Below are 18,967 nucleotides of genomic sequence, written 5' to 3'. Positions count from 1 at the left end.
GCCTGGGCACGGTGGGCTCACACCGGCCCTCGCACGGACCGGGATCGGGCTGTCAAGCGGAGTGTCTGGGGCCGAGGCCCGGGGGCGGAGTGAGGGTGGAGGTGTAGTTCTCGCCTTCGACGAGCGGGTTCTCCAGGGTGAGGCTGGCGGCGGCCATGCGGTCGTACTCGGCGAGGATCAGTTCCTTGGTGCGGTACGAGCCGTACTTGGCCTCGTCCTTGCGGCGGACGATGGGGAAGGTGTCGAGGATGTACTCGGCGTCCTCGCGGGATACGCCGTAGAGATGGAAGAAGAAGGCGTCGAGTTCTGCTCGGATTTGTTGCCGACGGGGCTCGTTCCATCGGAAGGGGGAGCCTGTGTCGTCAAGGTAAGTAGCTAGCCCCGTCATATCGGCGCTGGTATAGGCGAGTTCGAGAACTCGGGAAACAATGAAGTTTTCGTGAACGAAAAGTTGAGTGGGGGTGGGTACCGGGAGCTGCTTGATAGTGAAGTAGCTCATGTGTGTACCGCCGATGCTCTGGCGCGCAGCAAAGTCAAACACGAAGGAGGACCAAGCGGCTGCGAGTAGGGCTGGAAATCGAGACAAGGCCAACAAGATCAGGTGTCCTACGCCCGTTACCGGAAGGAGCGATGCGATCATGCTCCTCTCGTCCGTTGCGCGGCAGATGTCCCGCCACCCGAGCAATAGGTCATGCGGCCACCCTTTGTCTGCGAGACGCTTGCGTACCCCGGGAACGGTGATTTCCTCTCCGTCCTTATCGAATTTTCCGGAGCCCGTTTCATCCTCTGACACCCAGTACCGAGTCAGCGCCAGGGCGTCGCAGTCGTCCTTCTCTTCTGTCGTCAGCGGTCGGGTGCCATCCACCGAGTCGTAAGTGGCCCATCGATGGTCGTAGTGGTGAAACATTTTTGCTTCGTATAGAGGGAGCATGCGCTTCCCGTTTCTGGAGAATACGTTTCCCTCCAGTGACCAGCCGGCTGCTTCGAGCTCCTCGCTGGGGTGGAGTAGGAGCGAGTCGTGGCTCATGTGGTACATCATTTGGAATGTCATGTCCCATGGATTGCCGTTCAGGGTGCCCTCCTTCCAGAGAACCGGCAACCGCCGATATATGGCCAGAGTGATCTCCGCATCTCTCCTGGACCTGAATACAGGCAACGTGCCTGTATTCGGATTGAGTAGCGAGACTTCCTCCGGCGTAAGTGTGAACGCCTTACCCGCATCGTCCAGTTCGGCGGGGTCGTGCAGGAAGAACGCAAACTGGGCTGCCGGTTCCCGAAGGGAACGGCCGACCATGGCCAGAATGCTGAACTTGAAAGACCGGTGCACGCCTGGGAAAATGGGCGCGGCATTTTCGAAGTCGTAAAGCGCTGAGATTGCCCCACTCTGCACCAGATCGCCGGAGAAATGCCGCGTTCGTGCGTCTGTAGCGATCCCGGTCGGGACAATCACGCCTGCCCGTCCCATTGGCCCGAGCAGTATCCGGTCTGTCTCTGTGAAGACCGAGTACGTGTTGAGATTGCCCTGACCGGTCAGAGGGACTCGCCCTGAGCGCCGCAGAAAATGGCTCTCGGCATACATCTTCCGCCTGCCTGCCTCGAATTCTTTGTACAGCGGCAGGGTGTCAGGCGAATCCTTGAGTGCCTCGATCTTCCTTTTTCGCAGCGTTGTTGAAGCCTCGGCGATCTCCGGCAACCGCTGGGCGAAGAACTCCTGCTCGCGGAAGTCCACGCTGTCCCAAGGCGGGTTACCCACTACGGAGTCGAAGCCGCCAGCCCAACCAGTGGCAGGGGACACCCCCACCCCTTGACCGTTCTCGGGAACGGAAAAGACCTCAGGGAACTCCAGGTACCAGTGGAAGAAGTTGTACTGGCAGCGCAGACGCTTGATCTCGGCGCGGGTCTCCGCAGCCACACCTCCGCCGCTCGGGTCCTCCAGTGCCTTGAACACTGAGTGCGTCACCGCGCGCGGAGCCTCCGGCGTCTTCAACCACACGAACGCCGCACACCAGGCGTCCGCAACCCGCCGGGCACGCTGGTACGCCGACGAACCGGCCCACTCCTCGTACGCCTCCTCCTGGCGGCGTACGTCCGCCAGCTCCTCCGCCTGGGCCAGCGTGATGGACCGAAGCCCGCTGGCAAAGGCGGTGTTGGCGACCTGGACCGACTCGTCGCCGAGGTCGAAGAGGCTGCCCTGCCCGACACGCTCCTGCTGGTTGATCTTCTCCAGCGCCTTGGCGTGCTTCTTATCGTCGCCCTCGGTGGCGATGAACGCGTCGTCGGGAATGCCGGCCTGCAATAGCTTCGGCGTCGCACCGATCAGCCCGTTGCCGTGCTTCACGTGGGCGTCGAGGAAACCGAGCGGCTTGCCCGGTTCCAGCGCCTCCAGCCACAGCGACACCTTGGCCAGCTCCACAGCCATCGGGTTGAGGTCCACGCCGTAGATGCACCGGGCGACGACCTCATGCAAGGCATGCCGCACCGCATCCAACGTCGGCTCAGGGTTGCGATCCCGTACCGCCGCCACCTGCTTGGCGATACGCCTGGCCGCAGCCACCAGGAAGTGGCCGGAGCCGCATGCCGGGTCGCACACGGTAAGCGACAACAACGCATCCACGATCGAGTCCGCCGGGTCAGCCGCGCCCGACTTCGCCGCCGCTTCCTCGCCCCGCTTCACCGCGTCCCGTATCACCGGGTCCAGAGTCGAGTCCAGCAAGCACTCAATGAGGGAGGACGGGGTGTAGTAACTGCCCGTCGTTTTACGGGTGTTGCCGGCCACTTCGACCAGCATGAACGTACGGTCGGCGGTGCTGTGCTTCGGCTCCAGCTCCAGCAGGGACTCGTACACGGAGCCCAGCTCCTCCGCGTCCAGGTGCCGGTAGTCCACCGACCGCCAGCGCCCCGAGCTGCCGTCCCGCACCTGCGACAGGTGCCGTACGGCCGTCAGCAACGCCTCGTTGGACAGCTTCAGCCCACGCAGCGGCGCGTCCGCGTCCGTGTCGTTGAACAGACCGCCGAGGCCGGGCAGGCCCAGCTCGGGACGGCCTGCCTCATCACCAAGGGCGTCGAGGACGATGCGCAGGGCCTCGTACAGGTCACCGTTGGCCGTACCTCGCCGTTTCCGCGCGTGCGCACGCAGCCGGGCCGACGAGAAGTACGCCTCGTACCGCTCGCGTGCCTGCGAGTCCGCGTTGGGGGACAGCAGCGCGTCGCGGTCCTCGGCCACGAAGACGAACAGCAGCCTGTAGACGAGTCGCAGTAGCGCGGCCTGGAGAGGCTTGGGGCGGACGTTGTCCCGCAGAGCAGTGTTCTCCGGGTGCCGCAGGAAGCCCGTACCCAGCGCGGTGATCGCATCCTGGACGCCTTTGCGGAGCTGGTCCAGCGCCCGCGTCCCCGACGCGATGGCCTCCGTACGCCACTTCTCCAGACGGCACGCGGACGGCGGTGCGTCCTCCGCCACCTCGAACCGCGACACATGCAGCACCCGGTACAGCAGCACGAACTCGCTGAACAGCTCACCGTCGAAGATCGACTCCAGGTCGAACTCGACGTACGACGCCGTGGCCAGTGCGTTGGAGTCGCGTAGCAGCCGCACCTGACGACCGTTCGTCAGGACGCCCCACAGGTGGGCTTCCGCGCGGTTCAGGCACTCCTGGAGCATCGACTGCGGCGGGACCGTGCCCGCGCCTCCGGGGCGCTTGTCCAGGTCGGCGTTCCAGGCCGTCTGGTGGATCAGCGCGTGCCGCCAGCGGTGGGAGACCGGGAACTTCTTCTCCGTGTCCGAGTCGGCGGTGATGCCCACCACCCCGACCTGCGTCAGCGGGCCGAAGCCCAGCTCCCGCCAGAGCGGGGCCAGCCAGTCGGCCTCGGCGCGGCCCGTCGGGTCGGCCGCCGGCAGGCCCGTCTCCCGGTCCTCAGGGAGGTGTTTGCGCAGCTCGCGCCAGAGCGGCTTCAGGTACTCCCAGCTGCGCTCGGCCTCGTCGCGTACCGAGCGGGAGGACGGCAGGCCGTAGTCGGCCGGCTTCGAGCCGGGGACGTCCTTGCCCTCGGAGATCCGTACCAGCATGTCGGCAGGCAGCAGCCCTCCGACCGTGTGGACGGCGGTGAACACCTGGTTGCGGGTGACGGCGGACATCAGGCGGACACTCCAGAAGCAGCAGGGGCGACGGCCGGGGCAGCGGCGGGGACGGCGGGCAGGTACACGTACGCGCCGAGGATGTCGGCGGGCTTCTGCACGGTGACGGACAGGCCTCGGACGATCTCGCCGGACGCCTGGCGCACCCGGCGGTGCGAGGCGTCCAGCTCGGTGGCCAGTTCCTCGCCGTACGTCGCCAGATAGCCGTACACATCCGGGAGTTGGGAGAGCAGGCGCGTCATCGTCCGCTCGGCGTAGTGGCGGTCGGTGCTCTCCGACGCTGTTGCGTCGAGCAGGTCCTTTGCCTGCTCCGGCGGCAGCCACTCCGCCTTTCTGGCCGAGCCCTCGAAGGCGACCAGTCGCGCGTCCTCCGCGACGAGCTGCTTGTCGCCACTCCGGGACGGCAGCGTGAGGTGGAAGCGGTAACGGACCAGGAGCAGGGTGGTCATGGTGCCGACCGCGTCCGTGGTGACCACACCGCAGCGTCGCGCCGGGCGGACGCCGTCGGCCTGGGGGTCCAGGGCGGCGTTCAGGACGTGGGACGCGAGAGCCCCGACGACGGGATCAGTACGCACGAGCGCTGCCTCGCCCCTCGCCACCGCCGGGTCCGCGCGGAACGGGATCGGGCGGTCCTTGTCGATCACCTCCGCGCCGACTGTCGGAGCGAGTGCGTCCCGTAGGCCGATCGGCGTACCGCCGACCTGGGCCGTGAAGTCCTCACCCTCCCCCCGGAGCACGGCACCGAGGGCGCCCAGCGACTCCCGTACGAACGTGTCGATCTCGCCCGCACCGCCCAGCGCCTCCCGGACCGCGGCGACCTCGCGGGCCACCTCCTGCGGATGCACCGACCGCTGCGCGAACCGCGAGCGGGACGCCTTCTCGCGCTCGGCCGCAGAGTTCCAGTCGCTGTCCAGCTTCGCCGTGCTCACCTTGAACGCGTCCGCGCTGAACAGGGCGTCCTGGTCCTCGCGGCCGCGCATCAGCAGCCACTCTACGATCGCGTCCGTGACCCCCGTCGACAGCTCGTCGGGGACGGAGACGGAGATGCCGAGGTCCTTCTTGATCTGGCGGTGCTTCTTGATGAGGACTTCGAGGACCTTGCCGTCGATGCCGTTGTCGTCGCCGTACAGGGTGATGACGCGGACCTGGTCCCTGCGCTGGCCGTAGCGGTCGACGCGGCCCTCGCGCTGGTCGTGGCGGGTCGGGTTCCAGGCCAGGTCGTAGTGGATGACGGCGTCGAAGTGGTGCTGGAGGTTCACGCCCTCGGACAGACAGTCCGTCGCGATCAGGACGCGGCGGGCGGCAGCGTCCTCGCCGGCCTCCTCCGCGAGCTTCTCGATGCGCTCCAGGCGCTGCTGCGGGGAGAGCGTGCCGGTGACCGCCTTCACGACGGTCTGGGCGCCGAGCGGGCCGCGCTTGCCGGAGTCCTTGTCGTTCTCCAGCTGGGCGGCGAGGTACTCGGCCGTCGGGATGTAGCGGCAGAACACGATCGGGTTGTGGCCGTCCGCGAGGAGCGCTTTGAGGTGCTTGATCAGCGCCTTGAGCTTCAGGTCCTTCGCCGGGCCTTCCAGCTCCTCCGCGATGTCGGCCAGTTCGGCGAGGTACGAGCGTGGGTCCTCGGTCGTTTCCGCGCCCGGTGCGACGTCCATGCCCTCCATCGCGTCGCTGTCGGCCGCGTCGCTGTTGAGCGGGGCACCCAGCTTGTCGGCCTCCTCCGCCGACGCGGCGATCGCCGCCGCCGAACGCGTCCGCAGCGTCTGCGCGGCGGCGCGCGGGGACGACACCAGGGAGCGGAGCAGCGCGATCGCCGACCACCAGGCGATGCGTGCCTCCCGCCTGCCCTGGCTGCCCGCCTGCTCCACGCGCTCACTGGCGTACGCGATCGCGTCGTCGAGCAGGGCCCGGTACTCCGGCGACAGCTTGTACGTCTCGTCCTTGAAGTAGCGGTCCGAGGGGAACGCCGTCCGCTCCGCGAGGGAGTCGTCGCTGAGACCGTCCTCCTTGGTGAGGTACTGGCGTACGTCCGCTCGCTTGCGCGCCACGAAGTGCTGGGCGAGAAGCTTCCTGCCCCCCTCCGAATCCAGGCTCACGTCGGCCAGTTCGGGCTTGACGAGGCCCAGGAGGTTGCGGAACGCGGACTCCTTGCCGCTGTGCGGGGTCGCCGTCACGAGCAGCAGGTGCCGGTTCTCGTCCGCCGCGACGCGGCGCAGCAGCTCGTAGCGGAGCTGGTTCTGCGACGCCGTCGAGGTGTCGTCGGCGACCACGCAGGTGTGCGCCTCGTCGACGATGACCAGGTCGGGACAGTGGCGTACGAAGTCGTCGCGGTGGCGCGGGGACTTGATGAAGTCCGTCGAGACGATCACGTGCGGGTACTTGTCGAAGAGGGACTGGCCCAGGTCCAGGCCGCGTTCGAGGCGCGAGACCGTCGAGGACAGGACCAGCTCAGCGTCGATGCCGAACTTGGTGCGCAGCTCCTGCTGCCACTGCTCGGCGAGCGCGGGGGAGCAGAGCACGGCCAGACCGGTCGCCTCGCCCTGGGCGAGGAGTTCGCTCGCGACCAGGCCCGCCTCGATCGTCTTGCCGATGCCGACGTCGTCGGAGATCAGCATCCGGACCGTCTTCTGGCGCAGGGCCATGAGGAGCGGCACGAGCTGGTAGGCGCGCGGCTCCACCGCGATGCCGGCCAGCGAGCGGAACGGGCCCGCGCCGGAGCGGAAGCCGACCCGCAGGGCGGTGCGCAGCAGGCCTGCCGCCCGCTGGTCGCCCAGGTCGCTCGGCTCCGGGGGCGCGAACTTCGCCTCGTCGACCGTCTCGAACGCCGGGAACACGGCGGCGATGTCGTCGTCCGAGCCGCCCAGCGGACGCAGGACGAGCAGGTCGGGCTTGCTCTCGGGGAGCACGACCCATTCGCGGCCGCGGGCCTTCACCAGGGAACCGGCGGAGTACGTGAGTGCCATGTGTGTCGTCAAGTCCTCTGGATGAGCGGTTCAGTTGGCGGCCGGAGAGCCGAAGTAGCGGGCGTTGGCGGCGGCGACGGCGTCCCAGTCGGCACCGTGGGCGAAGCGGATGACGTCCCAGCGGGCGTTGAACAGGCGGTCCTCGGCGTCCTCGTCCCGGAAGGTGTCCTGCTCCTTGTCCGGCAGGTCCACGAAGACGGCCACGTTCACGCCGGGCAGGCGGTACACGTAGTCGGGGGTCGCCATCGCCTCGGTGAGGAACGAGCCCGGCTCGTCCGGCAGCCGCAGGCCGCGCGCCTTCGCCCAGCCCAGGAAGTCGCCCTGGGCCGCCAGCTCGGTCGGCGATGCCGCCTTGTCCGATGCCTCGACGGCCGCCCTGGCCGCCTCCTCGACCGGTGTCGGCTCGTCGGCGGCGGAGACCTGGTCGAGCAGTCGCCGGTACTGCTCCGAGCGCGACTCGCCGCGCGACTCCCGTCGGGCCTTCGCCGACGCCAGGCGCACCAGCAGGTCCCGCACCGAGTGCCGGTTGATGAGGGCGTGGTTGAGCTGGTTGCCGTACGTCAGCAGGCACTCGTAGCAGCCGAGCGCGCACGGCCGGTCCGGGTGCGGGCCGCCCAGGTCGACGCCGTCCGCGTCGAAGTGGCAGATGTCCAGGGCGCGTACGGCCGCCTTCGCCAGAGTGTCATCCTCCGCCTGGAGGCGGCGCAGCACACCCGCGCCGCCCTCGGCGGCCTCCGTGAACAGGATGCGGTCGCGCGGGCCGTCGTCCGGCGGCAGCAGCTCGCTGGACAGCTCGGCGTCCTCCAGCTCGAACGCGGCCTCGATGCCCCGTTCAAGGGCGTACATCAAGGAGAGCGCCACCGGCTCCGGCAGCGGCTCGTCCAGGGTGACCACGAGGATGTTGCGGCGGTCCTCCACGTACGGGATGACCCGTTTCTTGCGGCGCCGCTCGTTGCCGTCCGCGTCGATCACGGGCAGCTCGCTGGAGTCGCCGGACGCCTCGGAGGCGTCCTTGTCGTTCATCCAGCGGCCGTCCGCGAGGTCCAGCCAGTACCCGGCCGGCTCGTCGCTCTTGGCGCGCACCCGGCCGGTATTGGTGATCCGGACGGTCGCCGAGTCGCCGTACGCCACCTCGGCGAGCGGCGCGCCCGAGGCGTCGGCGACCGACGCGTTCAGACGGCCCTTGCGGGTGCCGTGGTCCTGGAAGCGATACGACGTCTCCAGCTTGAAGCCGGCGCGACGCCGCTCCTCCTCGTCGGACGAGATCCGCTCACGGCGGGTGGTGTACACGGTGTGCAGGTGCAGCAGGCCGTACGTCGCCGAGCCCAGCGGCTCGTGGCACATGGCGCAGCGGTCCTCCAGCTGCTCCGGATCATGGTGGTAGCCGCACTGCGCGCAGCGGCGGGCCTCGCTGGTCGCCAGCTCGCCCGAGGAGTCCGGCGGTAGCTGGATGCGGGTCACCTGGTAGCGGGCGCCCTCGTGGTAGATCAGCGCTCCCGGACCGAACTCGCGGATCGCGAGGAAACGCGGCCGCTGGAGGTAGTCGCCGTCTCCACGGCGCCGGCCGACGGTCGGGATGTACGCGGCGAGCGGGAGCCGCGGGAAGCTGTAGCCGGGCAGGAAGCCCTCGGACGCCAGATAGCGGTACGGGTTGAAGTCGGAGAGGACCGACTTGCTGTCGGCGCTCTCGTTCATCAGCAGGTTCAGCTGAGTCTCCGCCTCCCGGCGGCGGGCATTGGCGCGGATGCGGTCGCCCTCGGTGAGGCTGTAGTCCAGGCGGCGCCTGTTCTGGATGTACTGGTCGTCGAGCGCGGAGCGGAACAGCTGCCGCCAGCGGTCGAAGGCCCGGTCGAAGCGGGCCGCCACGGTCGCCACCCGGTCCTGGATCCAGTCGTCGTGCCACCAGGTGGTGTCGGCGAAGTCGGGCAGGAGCGGGCCGAGGACGCGCAGGGCCGCGTCGACCGTGCGGCGCCGGGCGCTCTCGTCGAGCGAGGCCGCCAGGATGTCCGGCAGCAGCTCCAGCGCGGGGTTCGGACGGTCACCCGTGTCCGGGTACGACACGTCGAGCACCTCGGGGACGGCCCGGCCCAGTTTCAGACCGGCCTCCGCGATCCAGATGCCCTGGAGGTGGGAGAGGACGAGGTCCTCGTTGGCGATGTCCAGACGCGGCGGGGCGACCGCGCCCGCGACCATGCGCTCCGATCGGCGGAAGTAGTACTGGTCGTGGCTGTTGCCTGTCGCGCAATAGGTGGTGACGAGGGCGGGCTGTCCGCTGCGGCCCGCGCGGCCCGAGCGCTGCGCGTAGTTCGCGGGCGTGGGCGGCACGTTGCGCATCATCACCGCGTTGAGCTGGGAGATGTCGACGCCCAGCTCCATCGTCGGAGAGCAGTACAGCAGCTTCAACTCCGCCTTGCGGAACGCCTCTTCGCGCTGCTCCCGCTCCTCCGGCGACACCTGTGCGGTGTGCTCGCGCGCGAACAGGCCGGACAGGGCGCCCGCCGCGTCCTTGTACAGGTCGCGGAAGAAGGTGTTGACGCGCGGGCCGTCGCCGCTCTGGTAGGTGCGGGTCAGCGGGTCGTGCGTGCCCCGCTCGCCCTTGCCCGCACGCCAGACGAGGGACTGGGCGGCCACCCGGTAGCCGGTTGCGGCCGGGGCCGAGAACCTGCGGTAGCGGCCCGCGCGCTGCGGAGCCTCCGTGACCTCCTTCACCAGGCCCGCCTTGGCCAGGACCTTCAGCAACTCCTCGATGACCAGCTGGAGATCGGCAGGGTCGAGCTTCTTGAACGAGGTGTCCGCACGCCGCAGGTACTTGCCGAACTTGCCGCGCGCCGACAGGAACAGGGCGGAGCGGTCCATGCCCGGACGGGAGGGGTGCGGATAGGCCGTTCCGACCTTCGGCCTGTCCGCGGCGGACAGCACCCACGGGTCGATCAGCCGCTCCTCGCTCGCCCGCTGGAGCGAGTCGAAGTCGTCACGGAAGTACGAGACGTCGATGGCCAGGGAGCGGCGCATCTCGTTGAGCAGCGCCTTCATGACCTCGGTCCGCAGCGCCGGGTCGGCGTCGCGCAGCGCCCCGTGCGTGCCCGCCCACCGGTCCTGCTTGGCCGCCACCCAGTCCAGATCCTCGTAGCCGATCTCCAGCAGGCCGGTCTGCTCCAGGTTCGGCATCGTGATACGCCAGCCACGCTCCAGATCCAGATAGAGCCGGAACGCGATCACGTCACGGAGGGTCTTGGCGGCGTTGCGGGCGAGGGAGGGCGGCAGGTCGCTCTCGCCCGTGTAGTCGGCCGGCTCGATGGAGAGCGCGTTCGTCACCGCCGAAGCCAGCTCCTCGTGGTGGACACCGTCCTCGCCCGCGTCCAGAGCCGCCCGGTACAGGGCGCCGCGCAACTGCGTGATCTGCACGAAGTCGTTGAAGTGACCCGCCTGGAGGGACGCGTCCTGCCGGTTGTCGACGAACGTGAGGAGCTTGCGCGCCTCCTTGTCCAGGGTCTCCTCCGGCACCGACTTCAGCGAGCGCACCACCGACGCGGAGATCAGCGAGGTCGCGGAGGACCGGCCCTCCTGGTCGAGCGTCGCCAGCTTCGCGAAATCCCGGCCGCGCGTCTGCTCGTACGCGACCCCGCAGTGCAGACAGAAAAGGAAGGGGGAGGGGACGAACGCGGCCTGGAGTTCGCCGCTCCCCTCGCGGCCGCGCGGATCGACGGTGACGGCACGCGGCACCCGGTCGCGGTACGACTTCTTCACGACCTCCTGGCCCTTGTCGTCCAACTCCAGCCAGGACTCGGGCAGTCGGCGGTCGTCCACGGCGTACTGGACGTTGGACGGCCATGCCCGCTCGTGGTCGACGTACAGATAGCCGTCGCCCTGCCGGCCGCCCGTCGCGGACGTGTCCCGGCGCGCTTCGTACCGGACCTCGCCGTCCTTCTCGGTCCGCCACACCGTCAGATACTCCTGACCGCACTCCCGGCAGAACGCCAGCGGCATCAGCAACTTGCTGCCGCTGCCCGGCTGTTCGAGCTGATACGAGCGGGTGAGGTGGCGCGAGAGCTTGTCCTCCAGGGTGACGTACACAGTGTCGCCCTTGGAGAGGAACTGGTGCAGCCGGAACGCGAACAGCGGCCGCTCGGTCACCGGGTGCCGCGCCTGCGAACCTGCCTCCAGGGTGGCGCGGATCGCGGCGGCGCACTGACTCTCGGCGACCCCGGTCCGCTCGTGCAGCTCCCGTGCCGCGACCTCGATCTTCGTGGGCCGCTGCCGGACCAGCCGCCCGGTGGCCTCGTCGGTGGCCAGTCCGAAACGGGTCTCGATCCAGCGGGCCAGCGGGTCGCGCACGAGATCGTCGTACGCGCGGGGCGCGGCGGGGGAGTTGAGGCGCTCGGCAGGAACGGCGTCGGGTGTGTCGTGGGTCGCGCGCACCAGGGTCTCGCCGATGACGTGCTCCGGACGCACCGGCGTACCGAACAGCGTGCTCGCCACCCCGGCCACGACCTTCTTCTGGTCGTCGAGGGTGCCCTCCGTCGACATCGTGGCCGACGTGCCGATGCACTGCAGGTCCTGCGCCTGGCACGCCTCGCGGACGCGGCGGATCAGCAGGGCGACGTCGGCGCCCTGCCGGCCGCGGTAGGTGTGCAGCTCGTCGAAGACCAGGAACTCCAGGCCCCGCGCCATCTTGATGAGACTCGCCCGGTCGGCGGGGCGGGTCAGCATCAGTTCCAGCATCACGTAGTTGGTGAGCAGGATGTCCGGCGGGTTGTCGCGGATCTCCTTGCGCTTCTTGTCGTCCTCCTGGCCCGTGTACCGGGCGAAGGTGACCGGCTCGCGGCCCGCACCGTATCCGTCGCGCAGGTACTTCTCCAGCTCCTTGAGCTGGCTGTTGGCGAGCGCGTTCATCGGGTAGACGATGATCGCCCGGACCCTCCTGGCGGCGTTCGGTCCCTCCGCGTCCCGCTGGTGAAGCACCTTGTTCACGATCGGCACGATGTACGCGAGCGACTTGCCGGACCCAGTGCCCGTCGTCAGGACGTACGACGCGCCGGACGCGGCGGCGTCGATCGCCTCGCGCTGGTGCTGGTGCAGCGTCAGCGGACGGCCGTCGAGGGCCGTGCCGCCCTCGGTCTTCCTCGCCTGGAAGATCCTGGCGCACTCCTCGTGCAGCACCTTCTGCCCGGCGAGCTCCACCACCGTGCCGCCGCTCTGGAAGAACGGGTTCAGCGACAGCCACGGGTCGGGCCACTGCGACTTGCTGTTGAGGTCGTCCTCGACGAACGCCGCGATGCGGTCGTCCCGGATGACGGTGCCGCCCTCGGTGAAGGAACGGTAGTCCCGGATGAGCGTGCGGTGGAGGCCGAAGACGTCCATGCCCGCGCCGGAGGCGGTGACCGGAGCCGGCTCCGGCTTCGGGGGGCCGGCCCGCCGGGCGGGAACCTGGGCGGCGGACGTACGCAGCGGGCGGGTCGGATCCAGGGCGCCCCAGTGCGGCAGCCGCGACATGTCGCCGTCCTGCCCGGCCAGCGGAAGCAACGCGTCGCGTACGGCCACGGCGTCCGCGGGACGTGCCGCAGGGTCCTTGGCGAGCAGCCGGTCGACGAGCCGGACGAACTCCGCGGGGATCTCGCTGCGGATGAGGGTGATGGGCGTCGGCGTCTCGCGCGTGTGCTTCGTGGCCAGCTCGAAGGGCGACTCGCTGGTGAACGGCGGTACGCCCACGAGCATCTCGTAGAGCACACATCCCAGTGCGTACAGATCGGCGGCCTGCGTGACCTGCTTGGCCTCGAACTGCTCGGGAGCCATGTAGCGGGCGGTGCCCACGCTGACGCCCGTGCTGGTCAGCCGGGCCTCGTCCGGGTCGTCGACGATCCGGCCCATGCCGAAGTCGAGTACCTTGACGGTGCCGCCCTGCGTCAGCATGACGTTGGCGGGCTTGAGGTCGCGGTGGACGATCTCGGCGGCGTGCGCGGCGGCGAGGCCCGAAGCGACCTGGGCGCCGATGGCGGCGGCCCAGGAGACGGGCAGCTGCCGTTCCTCCGCGATGAGGTCACGCAGAGTCTCGCCGTTCAGGAACTCCATCGCGAGGTAGGGAAGACCGTCCTGGTCGTGGGCCACTCCACCGGCGACGATGCGCGTGAGGTTGACGTCGTCGAGGCGACGCATGATGCGCACCTCGCGGGCGAAACGCTCGGTGGCCTTGAGGTCCGCACCGGTGTCGACCCGGGTGCCCGTGCGGCGGCGCAGGATGGTCTTGACGGCGACCGTGCGCTCAGGAGTGCCTTCGGCGGCCTGGAGATCCTCGGCCCGGTGGACCTCTCCCATATTGCCCTTGCCGATGACATGCCCCATGCGGAACCTGCCGTCCAGCAGCCCCTCGCTCACTGCCGCTCCCCTCGTTCTCTGCCGCCTCGTTCCCGCCCTCGCACGTGAGGGTAAGGAAACGGAACGTGCCCCCTGCACGCGTTGCCGCACCGCTCATCGTGACAGAGCGGAGGTGCGGTGCCCGCAACCGTACACGAAATCCACTGCATCCAACAGCTCGTCAGTCGGTTGACATTGTCAACGCGCGGTCATACGCACTGTCGTGTCATCGGCTAGGTGGTGGGCGGTGTGAAGCATCAATCCGTCGGAGGGCGTTGGGCACCAGGCGGTGCGTCCGAGTGGGAGCCGGGCCGCGCCGCGGGGGAGGTGCAGGGTGCTCAGTCGAGTCGCGCACCCGGAACGAAGGCTGCTCTGACGGAGTTGCTGGCCCGCCTGCGTCATGCAGCGGTCGACGGCGCCGTGCCGGAATCCGTGTTCCTGGAACAAGCCGGCGCGCTGGGGCTCGGTGATGCCGAGCGCGAACGGCTTCGCGAGGAACTGACAGGGCTGGGGCTGCCCGTCCTGGGGGCGGTGGTGCATGCAGACGGTGACGGTCCGAATGTGGAAAAGGTTGCACGAATCCGTGAAGGAAATGTGTCCAGCCCCACCTATCCTGTGGGCGACGTCGTTCGGGCGCTACTGAGCCGGTACGCCGACCCCGAGGGATACGTGACTCCTCGCGTACTGGATGGCGTGGCCCGCCTGGCCGGACTCGGTGCGCGGGAGGCAGCGGCCCTGCGGGCGGGGGCGCGGGTACGGGGGGACGCCGTTGCCACGGCTGCTGCGGTGGTGACGAGCGCGGAGACCGCGGTCAAGCTCACCGACGTCGAGGAACACGCGCCGGAGGGTGGTGCGGAGGACGAACCTTTCCCGTTGCCGGACACGGAGACCGGAAGGGGCATCGGGGATGTCACGGCCGCTGTTGCCGCTGCGCTGGCCGTCCTGGAGGACGACCGCTTCCGCAGGCGGCCGGAGACGCGTCTGCTGAGTGCCGAAGCGGAAGTCGGACTCGCCGTGCTGCTGCGTGGTGCCCACCTGCTGATCCGCCAGCTCTCCTTCGAATCCGGCTACACGACGGCCAGCCTGCGCGACCGTGTCTACGCACGCCCCGAACAGGATCAGTACGGCATCCTCGTCTACACCGCCGCGGGAGACGCCGAGGGCACCCTCGGCGGGCTCGTACGGCAGGGCGAGCCGCCGCGCCTCGCCGAGACCCTGCTGCGGATGACCGAAGCCGCCGCCTGGTGCTCAGCCGACCCTCTCTGCGCCGAACACACCGGCAAGGGCTTCGGCAACCTCAACCGCGCGGCGTGCCACGCCTGTGCCCTGCTGCCCGAGACGAGCTGCGAGACCGGCAACACCCTCGTCGACGGCGCTCTTGTCGTCGGCGGACAGGTACCCGGCTGCCTGGAGTCGATCGTCACGGCTGCCCGGAGTGCCGCGGTGGACCCCAGGAGGGGATGTGACCCTCACCTACCTCGACCTCGTACCGGAACAGCGCTCCTGCCTCGACGGCCTCCCCTTCGACGGAAATCACCTGATCAGCGGTCCGCCCAGCAGCGGCAAGAGTCTCCTGGCGGTCCAACGGGCCATCATGCTCGCCCTCACCGGAACCCCGGTGGTCCTGTTGACCCGGTCCAATCTGCTCCGCCAGTCACTGGCCGCGACCGCACACGCGCTCGGCCCGGGGGACCGCAGCATGCGCGTGGCGACCGCACACGACCAGCACGATGACCGCACCAGACAGTCTGCCCCTGCACATCCTCACCGAGGACAATCTCGCCACGGCGAGCCCCGATCTGCTGCGCGCACTGGTCAAGGCGTTCACCGACGCGCTCAGAGACGCCGAGGCCGATGTCCGCGCGAGTGGGACACCCGGGTCGGGACGGTAGAGCTCGCCGCCCCCAAGTTGCGGCAGGCCAGGTACTTCCCGCCCTGGCTCCTCCGAACAGGGTGCCGGCACGGGGAGGCCCTCATGCGAAGGTGGCCCCGCCTGCTGCTCGGGTCTCCACCCGCCGGGTCGAGAAGCTCGCTGAGTCGCTCGGCGTCACCCAGCTGGGGGGCCGGCCGGCCCGGAGTCGTCACAGTTCGGACCGTCCGCGCCGTCCGACGCCGATGCTCCCGGGTGGCCTGCGGTCCTCGGCGATCCATCCCGACGATCGTCATGAACCCGGGACGGTGCCGTATTCGAGGGCTCCGAGGTAATAGAGCGGGACGCCGCTGCTGCTGCCGACCTGGCGTCATCACGATTCTGACCGCTCAGCGATTCGGTGCCGGCAACGCGAGGCTCAGATGTCGCTTGCATCCCTTGGCGGCGACGGCCATGGTTGCGCCGGTACCAGTGCTGCCTCGCTCGCTGGATCCGCGAAGTGACTCGCCCTCAGCCCTAGAATGCCTGATGCATCGTCAGGTGAGTCAGCATTTGATCAGCCTCAGCCGTCGCCCATTCCGTGACGGGTGTCCGATCAGGTACCTGGCCGACGATGTCGCAACAGCCCGCTTCGCACGGAAGCCCAGGGTGGGAGCCTGCTCGGCGGCATGGAGCGATGTTCCTCACAATCTTCGAGTCGGGTGCGTGCCGGTTGTAGAGTGAAGACCGCCCTTGACCTGCACAAAGCAGGCAGGGAGCCGTCTTCCAGGAGTCCAAAGTGCTGCGTACTCTGTTCAAGTCCAAGATCCACCGAGCCACCGTCACCCAGGCCGACCTGCACTACGTGGGATCGGTGACCATCGACGCGGATCTCCTCGACGCCGCCGATCTGCTGCCCGGTGAGCTCGTCCACATCGTCGACATCACCAACGGCGCTCGCCTCGAGACGTACGTCATCGAGGGTGAGCGCGGCTCCGGAGTGATCGGCATCAACGGTGCCGCCGCCCATCTCGTCCACCCCGGAGATCTGGTGATCATCATCAGCTACGCTCAGGTGACCGACGCCGAGGCGCAGGCGCTCGTCCCCCGGGTCGTGCACGTGGACCACGACAACCGCATCGTGGCGCTGGGAGCCGACCCGTCCGAGCCGGTGCCGGGTTCGGACCAGGAGCGCAGCCCGCAGGCGGTGTCGGTCTGACCCTGCTCGACGACCTTCGGACCAGGAGTGTGCCCATGAGCGACATAGAGATCCGCGACGACCGACAGGCCGGTCTGCTGGAGGCCCTCGGTTCCGGGGGAGGCGAAGTCGTCGGCCACATCCAGTACTTCGTCCTCGAATCCCCGGCGCGCGCCCTGGTCCCGGTCCACACCATCGTGGAACCGGCCCACGAGGGAAAGGGCATCGCGGGCTCCCTGGCCCGCGAGCTCTACTCCATCGCGGCTCGCGAGGGCATCACCGTCGCCCCGCTCTGCCCGTACGTCGTCAAGTGGGCCGAGCGCCACCCCGACGAAGCCCCCGCGGTCACCCCCGAACTCCTCCACGCGGCGAAGAAGTGGCTGGCGGCCCACCCCGAGGGCTTCTGAGCGGGCGGGTCCGAAAGCCGCGGTCACGCCGGCCTCCCGCCGCACCCCGGCCCACGTCGAGAGCCCCCGCCCGCACCCCGAGCACACCCACGCGGGCCACGCCCGTCACGCGGGTGGGTGACTGGCGGGAGGGCTCACGGGTACGCGGGGGAGTAGTCCAGAGCCGACGTCGACCGAGTGGCTGGAGGACCCCATGACCAATCCGTACCCCGACCCCGTGCCTCCGGGTCCCACTCCGGGCCCCGGCCCGGTCCCCACGCCGCCGGGCCCCACCCCGGAGCCCCCGTCACCCCCGGACCCGGACCCGACTCCGGGACCGGGACCGGGCCCGGTCCCCGACCCGTCGCCGTCCCCGGTCCCGCCGGGCCCCGAACCGGTGCCGAACCCGGAACCGGGGCCACCGCTCAGCTGACGGCAACCCCGTGAACACACGGAAGGAGGGCCACCGAACGGTGGCCCTCCTTCACGTCGGGGTGACGCTCAGCCCGTCACCTCGGACCGGTCCCCGCCCCACAGCGTGTGGAAGGAACCGTCGCGGTCCGTGCGCCGGTACGTGTGCGCCCCGAAGAAGTCCCGCTGCCCCTGCGTGAGCGCCGCGGGCAGCCGCTCGGCGCGCAGCGCGTCGTAGTAGGCCAGCGCCGCCGCGAAGCCGGGCGTCGGAACACCCTGCCGCGTCGCCGCGACGATGACCTCGCGCCAGTCGTCCTGGGCGTCGGCGATCTCCCGGGCGAAGGTGTCGTCGGAGAGCAGGCTGGGCAGGTCCGCGCGGGTGTCGTAGGCGGACCGGATGCGGTCGAGGAAGGCCGCGCGGATGATGCAGCCGCCGCGCCAGATCGCCGAGACGGCACCCAGGTCGATGTCCCAGTCGTACTCCTCACGGGCGGCCGCGATCTCGTGGAAGCCCTGCGTGTACGACACGATCTTCGAGGCGTACAGGGCCTGCTCGACACGGTCCGCGAAGGCCCCGGCCTCCGACTCCGACAACGGGGACGCCTTGGGCCCGGCGAGACCCCGGGACGCCTCCCGCAGCTCCGCGTGCCCCGACAGGGACCGCGCGAAGACCGCCTCCGCGATGCCCGACACCGGGACACCCAGGTCCAGGGCGATCTGCACGGTCCAGCGGCCCGTGCCCTTCTGCTCCGCCTGGTCCACCACGACGTCCACGAAAGGCTTGCCCGTCGCCGCGTCCACGTGGGAGAGCACCTCGGCGGTGATCTCGATCAGGTACGAGTCCAGGCGGCCCGTGTTCCAGGTGCGGAAGATGTCGGCGATCTGGGCGGGGGAGTATCCGGCCACGTCCCGCAGCAACTGGTACGCCTCGCCGATGAGTTGCATGTCGGCGTACTCGATGCCGTTGTGGACCATCTTCACGAAGTGCCCGGCGCCGTCAGGACCGACGTGCGTCACACAGGGCGCCCCGTCCGCCGCCTTCGCGGAGATCTTCTCCAGCATCGGGCCGAGAGAGTCGTACGACTCCTTCGGACCGCCCGGCATGATGCTCGGTCCGTGCAGCGCGCCCTCCTCGCCGCCGGAGACGCCCATGCCGACGAAGTGGATGCCCTGCTCGCGCAGGTCGCGCTCCCGGCGCCGGGTGTCCGCGAAGTGCGCGTTGCCGCCGTCGATGATCATGTCGCCCGGCTCCAGCAGCGGCGCGAACTCCTGGATCACCGCGTCCGTCGGCTCACCGGCCTTCACCATGATGACCAGCCGGCGCGGCCGCTCCAACGCCGCCACGAACTCCTTGGCGGTCTCGGCCGCGATGAAGTCGCCCTCGCCGCCGAACTCCTCGACCAGGGCGTGCGTGCGCGACGCGGTCCGGTTGTGCAGGGCGACCGTATAGCCGTTGCGGGCGAAGTTGCGGGCCAGGTTGCGGCCCATGACCGCGAGGCCCGTGACGCCGATCTGCGCTGTTGTGCTCATACCGCCTGCTCCCAAAAGATCCTGTGGATCGCGTAGGTCATGTATCGCTGCTGCAAGTCGTGCTCGTCAGTATCGTCCACCGGTCATCCTGGCCTGTCGGAGGACTGTCCGCACACCAGGGATACGGTTCGGGCGCCTCGTTGCGTTCAGTGG

The 18,967-nt window shown here is 69.3% G+C and carries 8 protein-coding genes; 4 read left to right on the top strand and 4 right to left on the bottom strand.

The window, feature by feature from the left end; translation table 11 throughout:
- Positions 1-52: 52 nt before the first annotated feature.
- Genes BFN33_RS17655 through BFN33_RS17645 form a run of 3 tightly spaced genes read right to left on the bottom strand, consistent with a single transcriptional unit; the run spans position 53 to position 13,461 of the window.
- Positions 53-4,132, bottom strand: coding sequence for a DNA methyltransferase (locus BFN33_RS17655; protein ID WP_069761019.1), 4,080 nt, complete (start codon positions 4,130-4,132; stop codon positions 53-55).
- The gene (locus BFN33_RS17650) at positions 4,132-7,089 is read right to left on the bottom strand and encodes a DEAD/DEAH box helicase (protein WP_069761018.1); all 2,958 of its coding nucleotides are present in this window, start codon (positions 7,087-7,089) and stop codon (positions 4,132-4,134) included. Before BFN33_RS17650 ends, BFN33_RS17655 begins: the two co-directional genes overlap by 1 nt.
- A 30-nt stretch (positions 7,090-7,119) precedes the next feature.
- Positions 7,120-13,461: a protein kinase gene (locus BFN33_RS17645; protein WP_079140862.1), complete on the bottom strand. Its 6,342-nt coding sequence runs from the start codon at positions 13,459-13,461 to the stop codon at positions 7,120-7,122.
- Between the two features lie 573 nt (positions 13,462-14,034).
- Between BFN33_RS17645 and BFN33_RS54335 the strand changes: the two genes are divergently transcribed.
- Genes BFN33_RS54335 through BFN33_RS17625 form a run of 4 tightly spaced genes read left to right on the top strand, consistent with a single transcriptional unit; the run spans position 14,035 to position 16,894 of the window.
- Positions 14,035-15,174: a DUF1998 domain-containing protein gene (locus BFN33_RS54335; protein ID WP_256122784.1), complete on the top strand. Its 1,140-nt coding sequence runs from the start codon at positions 14,035-14,037 to the stop codon at positions 15,172-15,174.
- Positions 15,140-16,033: a transposase gene (locus BFN33_RS54330; protein WP_256122783.1), complete on the top strand. Its 894-nt coding sequence runs from the start codon at positions 15,140-15,142 to the stop codon at positions 16,031-16,033. Before BFN33_RS54335 ends, BFN33_RS54330 begins: the two co-directional genes overlap by 35 nt.
- A gap of 55 nt (positions 16,034-16,088) precedes the next feature.
- The gene (panD, locus tag BFN33_RS17630; RefSeq protein WP_069761015.1) at positions 16,089-16,508 is read left to right on the top strand and encodes an aspartate 1-decarboxylase; all 420 of its coding nucleotides are present in this window, start codon (positions 16,089-16,091) and stop codon (positions 16,506-16,508) included.
- 35 nt (positions 16,509-16,543) lie between these two features.
- Positions 16,544-16,894, top strand: a complete 351-nt coding sequence (locus BFN33_RS17625) for a GNAT family N-acetyltransferase (protein ID WP_069761014.1) — start codon at positions 16,544-16,546, stop codon at positions 16,892-16,894.
- 480 nt (positions 16,895-17,374) lie between these two features.
- Here the strand turns inward: BFN33_RS17625 and gndA are convergent, their stop codons facing one another.
- Positions 17,375-18,814 carry an NADP-dependent phosphogluconate dehydrogenase gene (gndA, locus tag BFN33_RS17620; RefSeq protein WP_069761013.1) on the bottom strand — a complete coding sequence of 480 codons (1,440 nt, stop codon included), beginning with the start codon at positions 18,812-18,814 and terminating at the stop codon, positions 17,375-17,377.
- Between the last annotated feature and the right edge of the window lie 153 nt (positions 18,815-18,967).

The sequence above is a fragment of the Streptomyces sp. LUP47B genome, from assembly GCF_001746295.1.
Lineage (GTDB): Bacteria > Actinomycetota > Actinomycetes > Streptomycetales > Streptomycetaceae > Streptomyces.
Note: the sequence above shows the minus strand (reverse complement) of the source record. Positions and strands in the feature narration are given on the sequence as shown.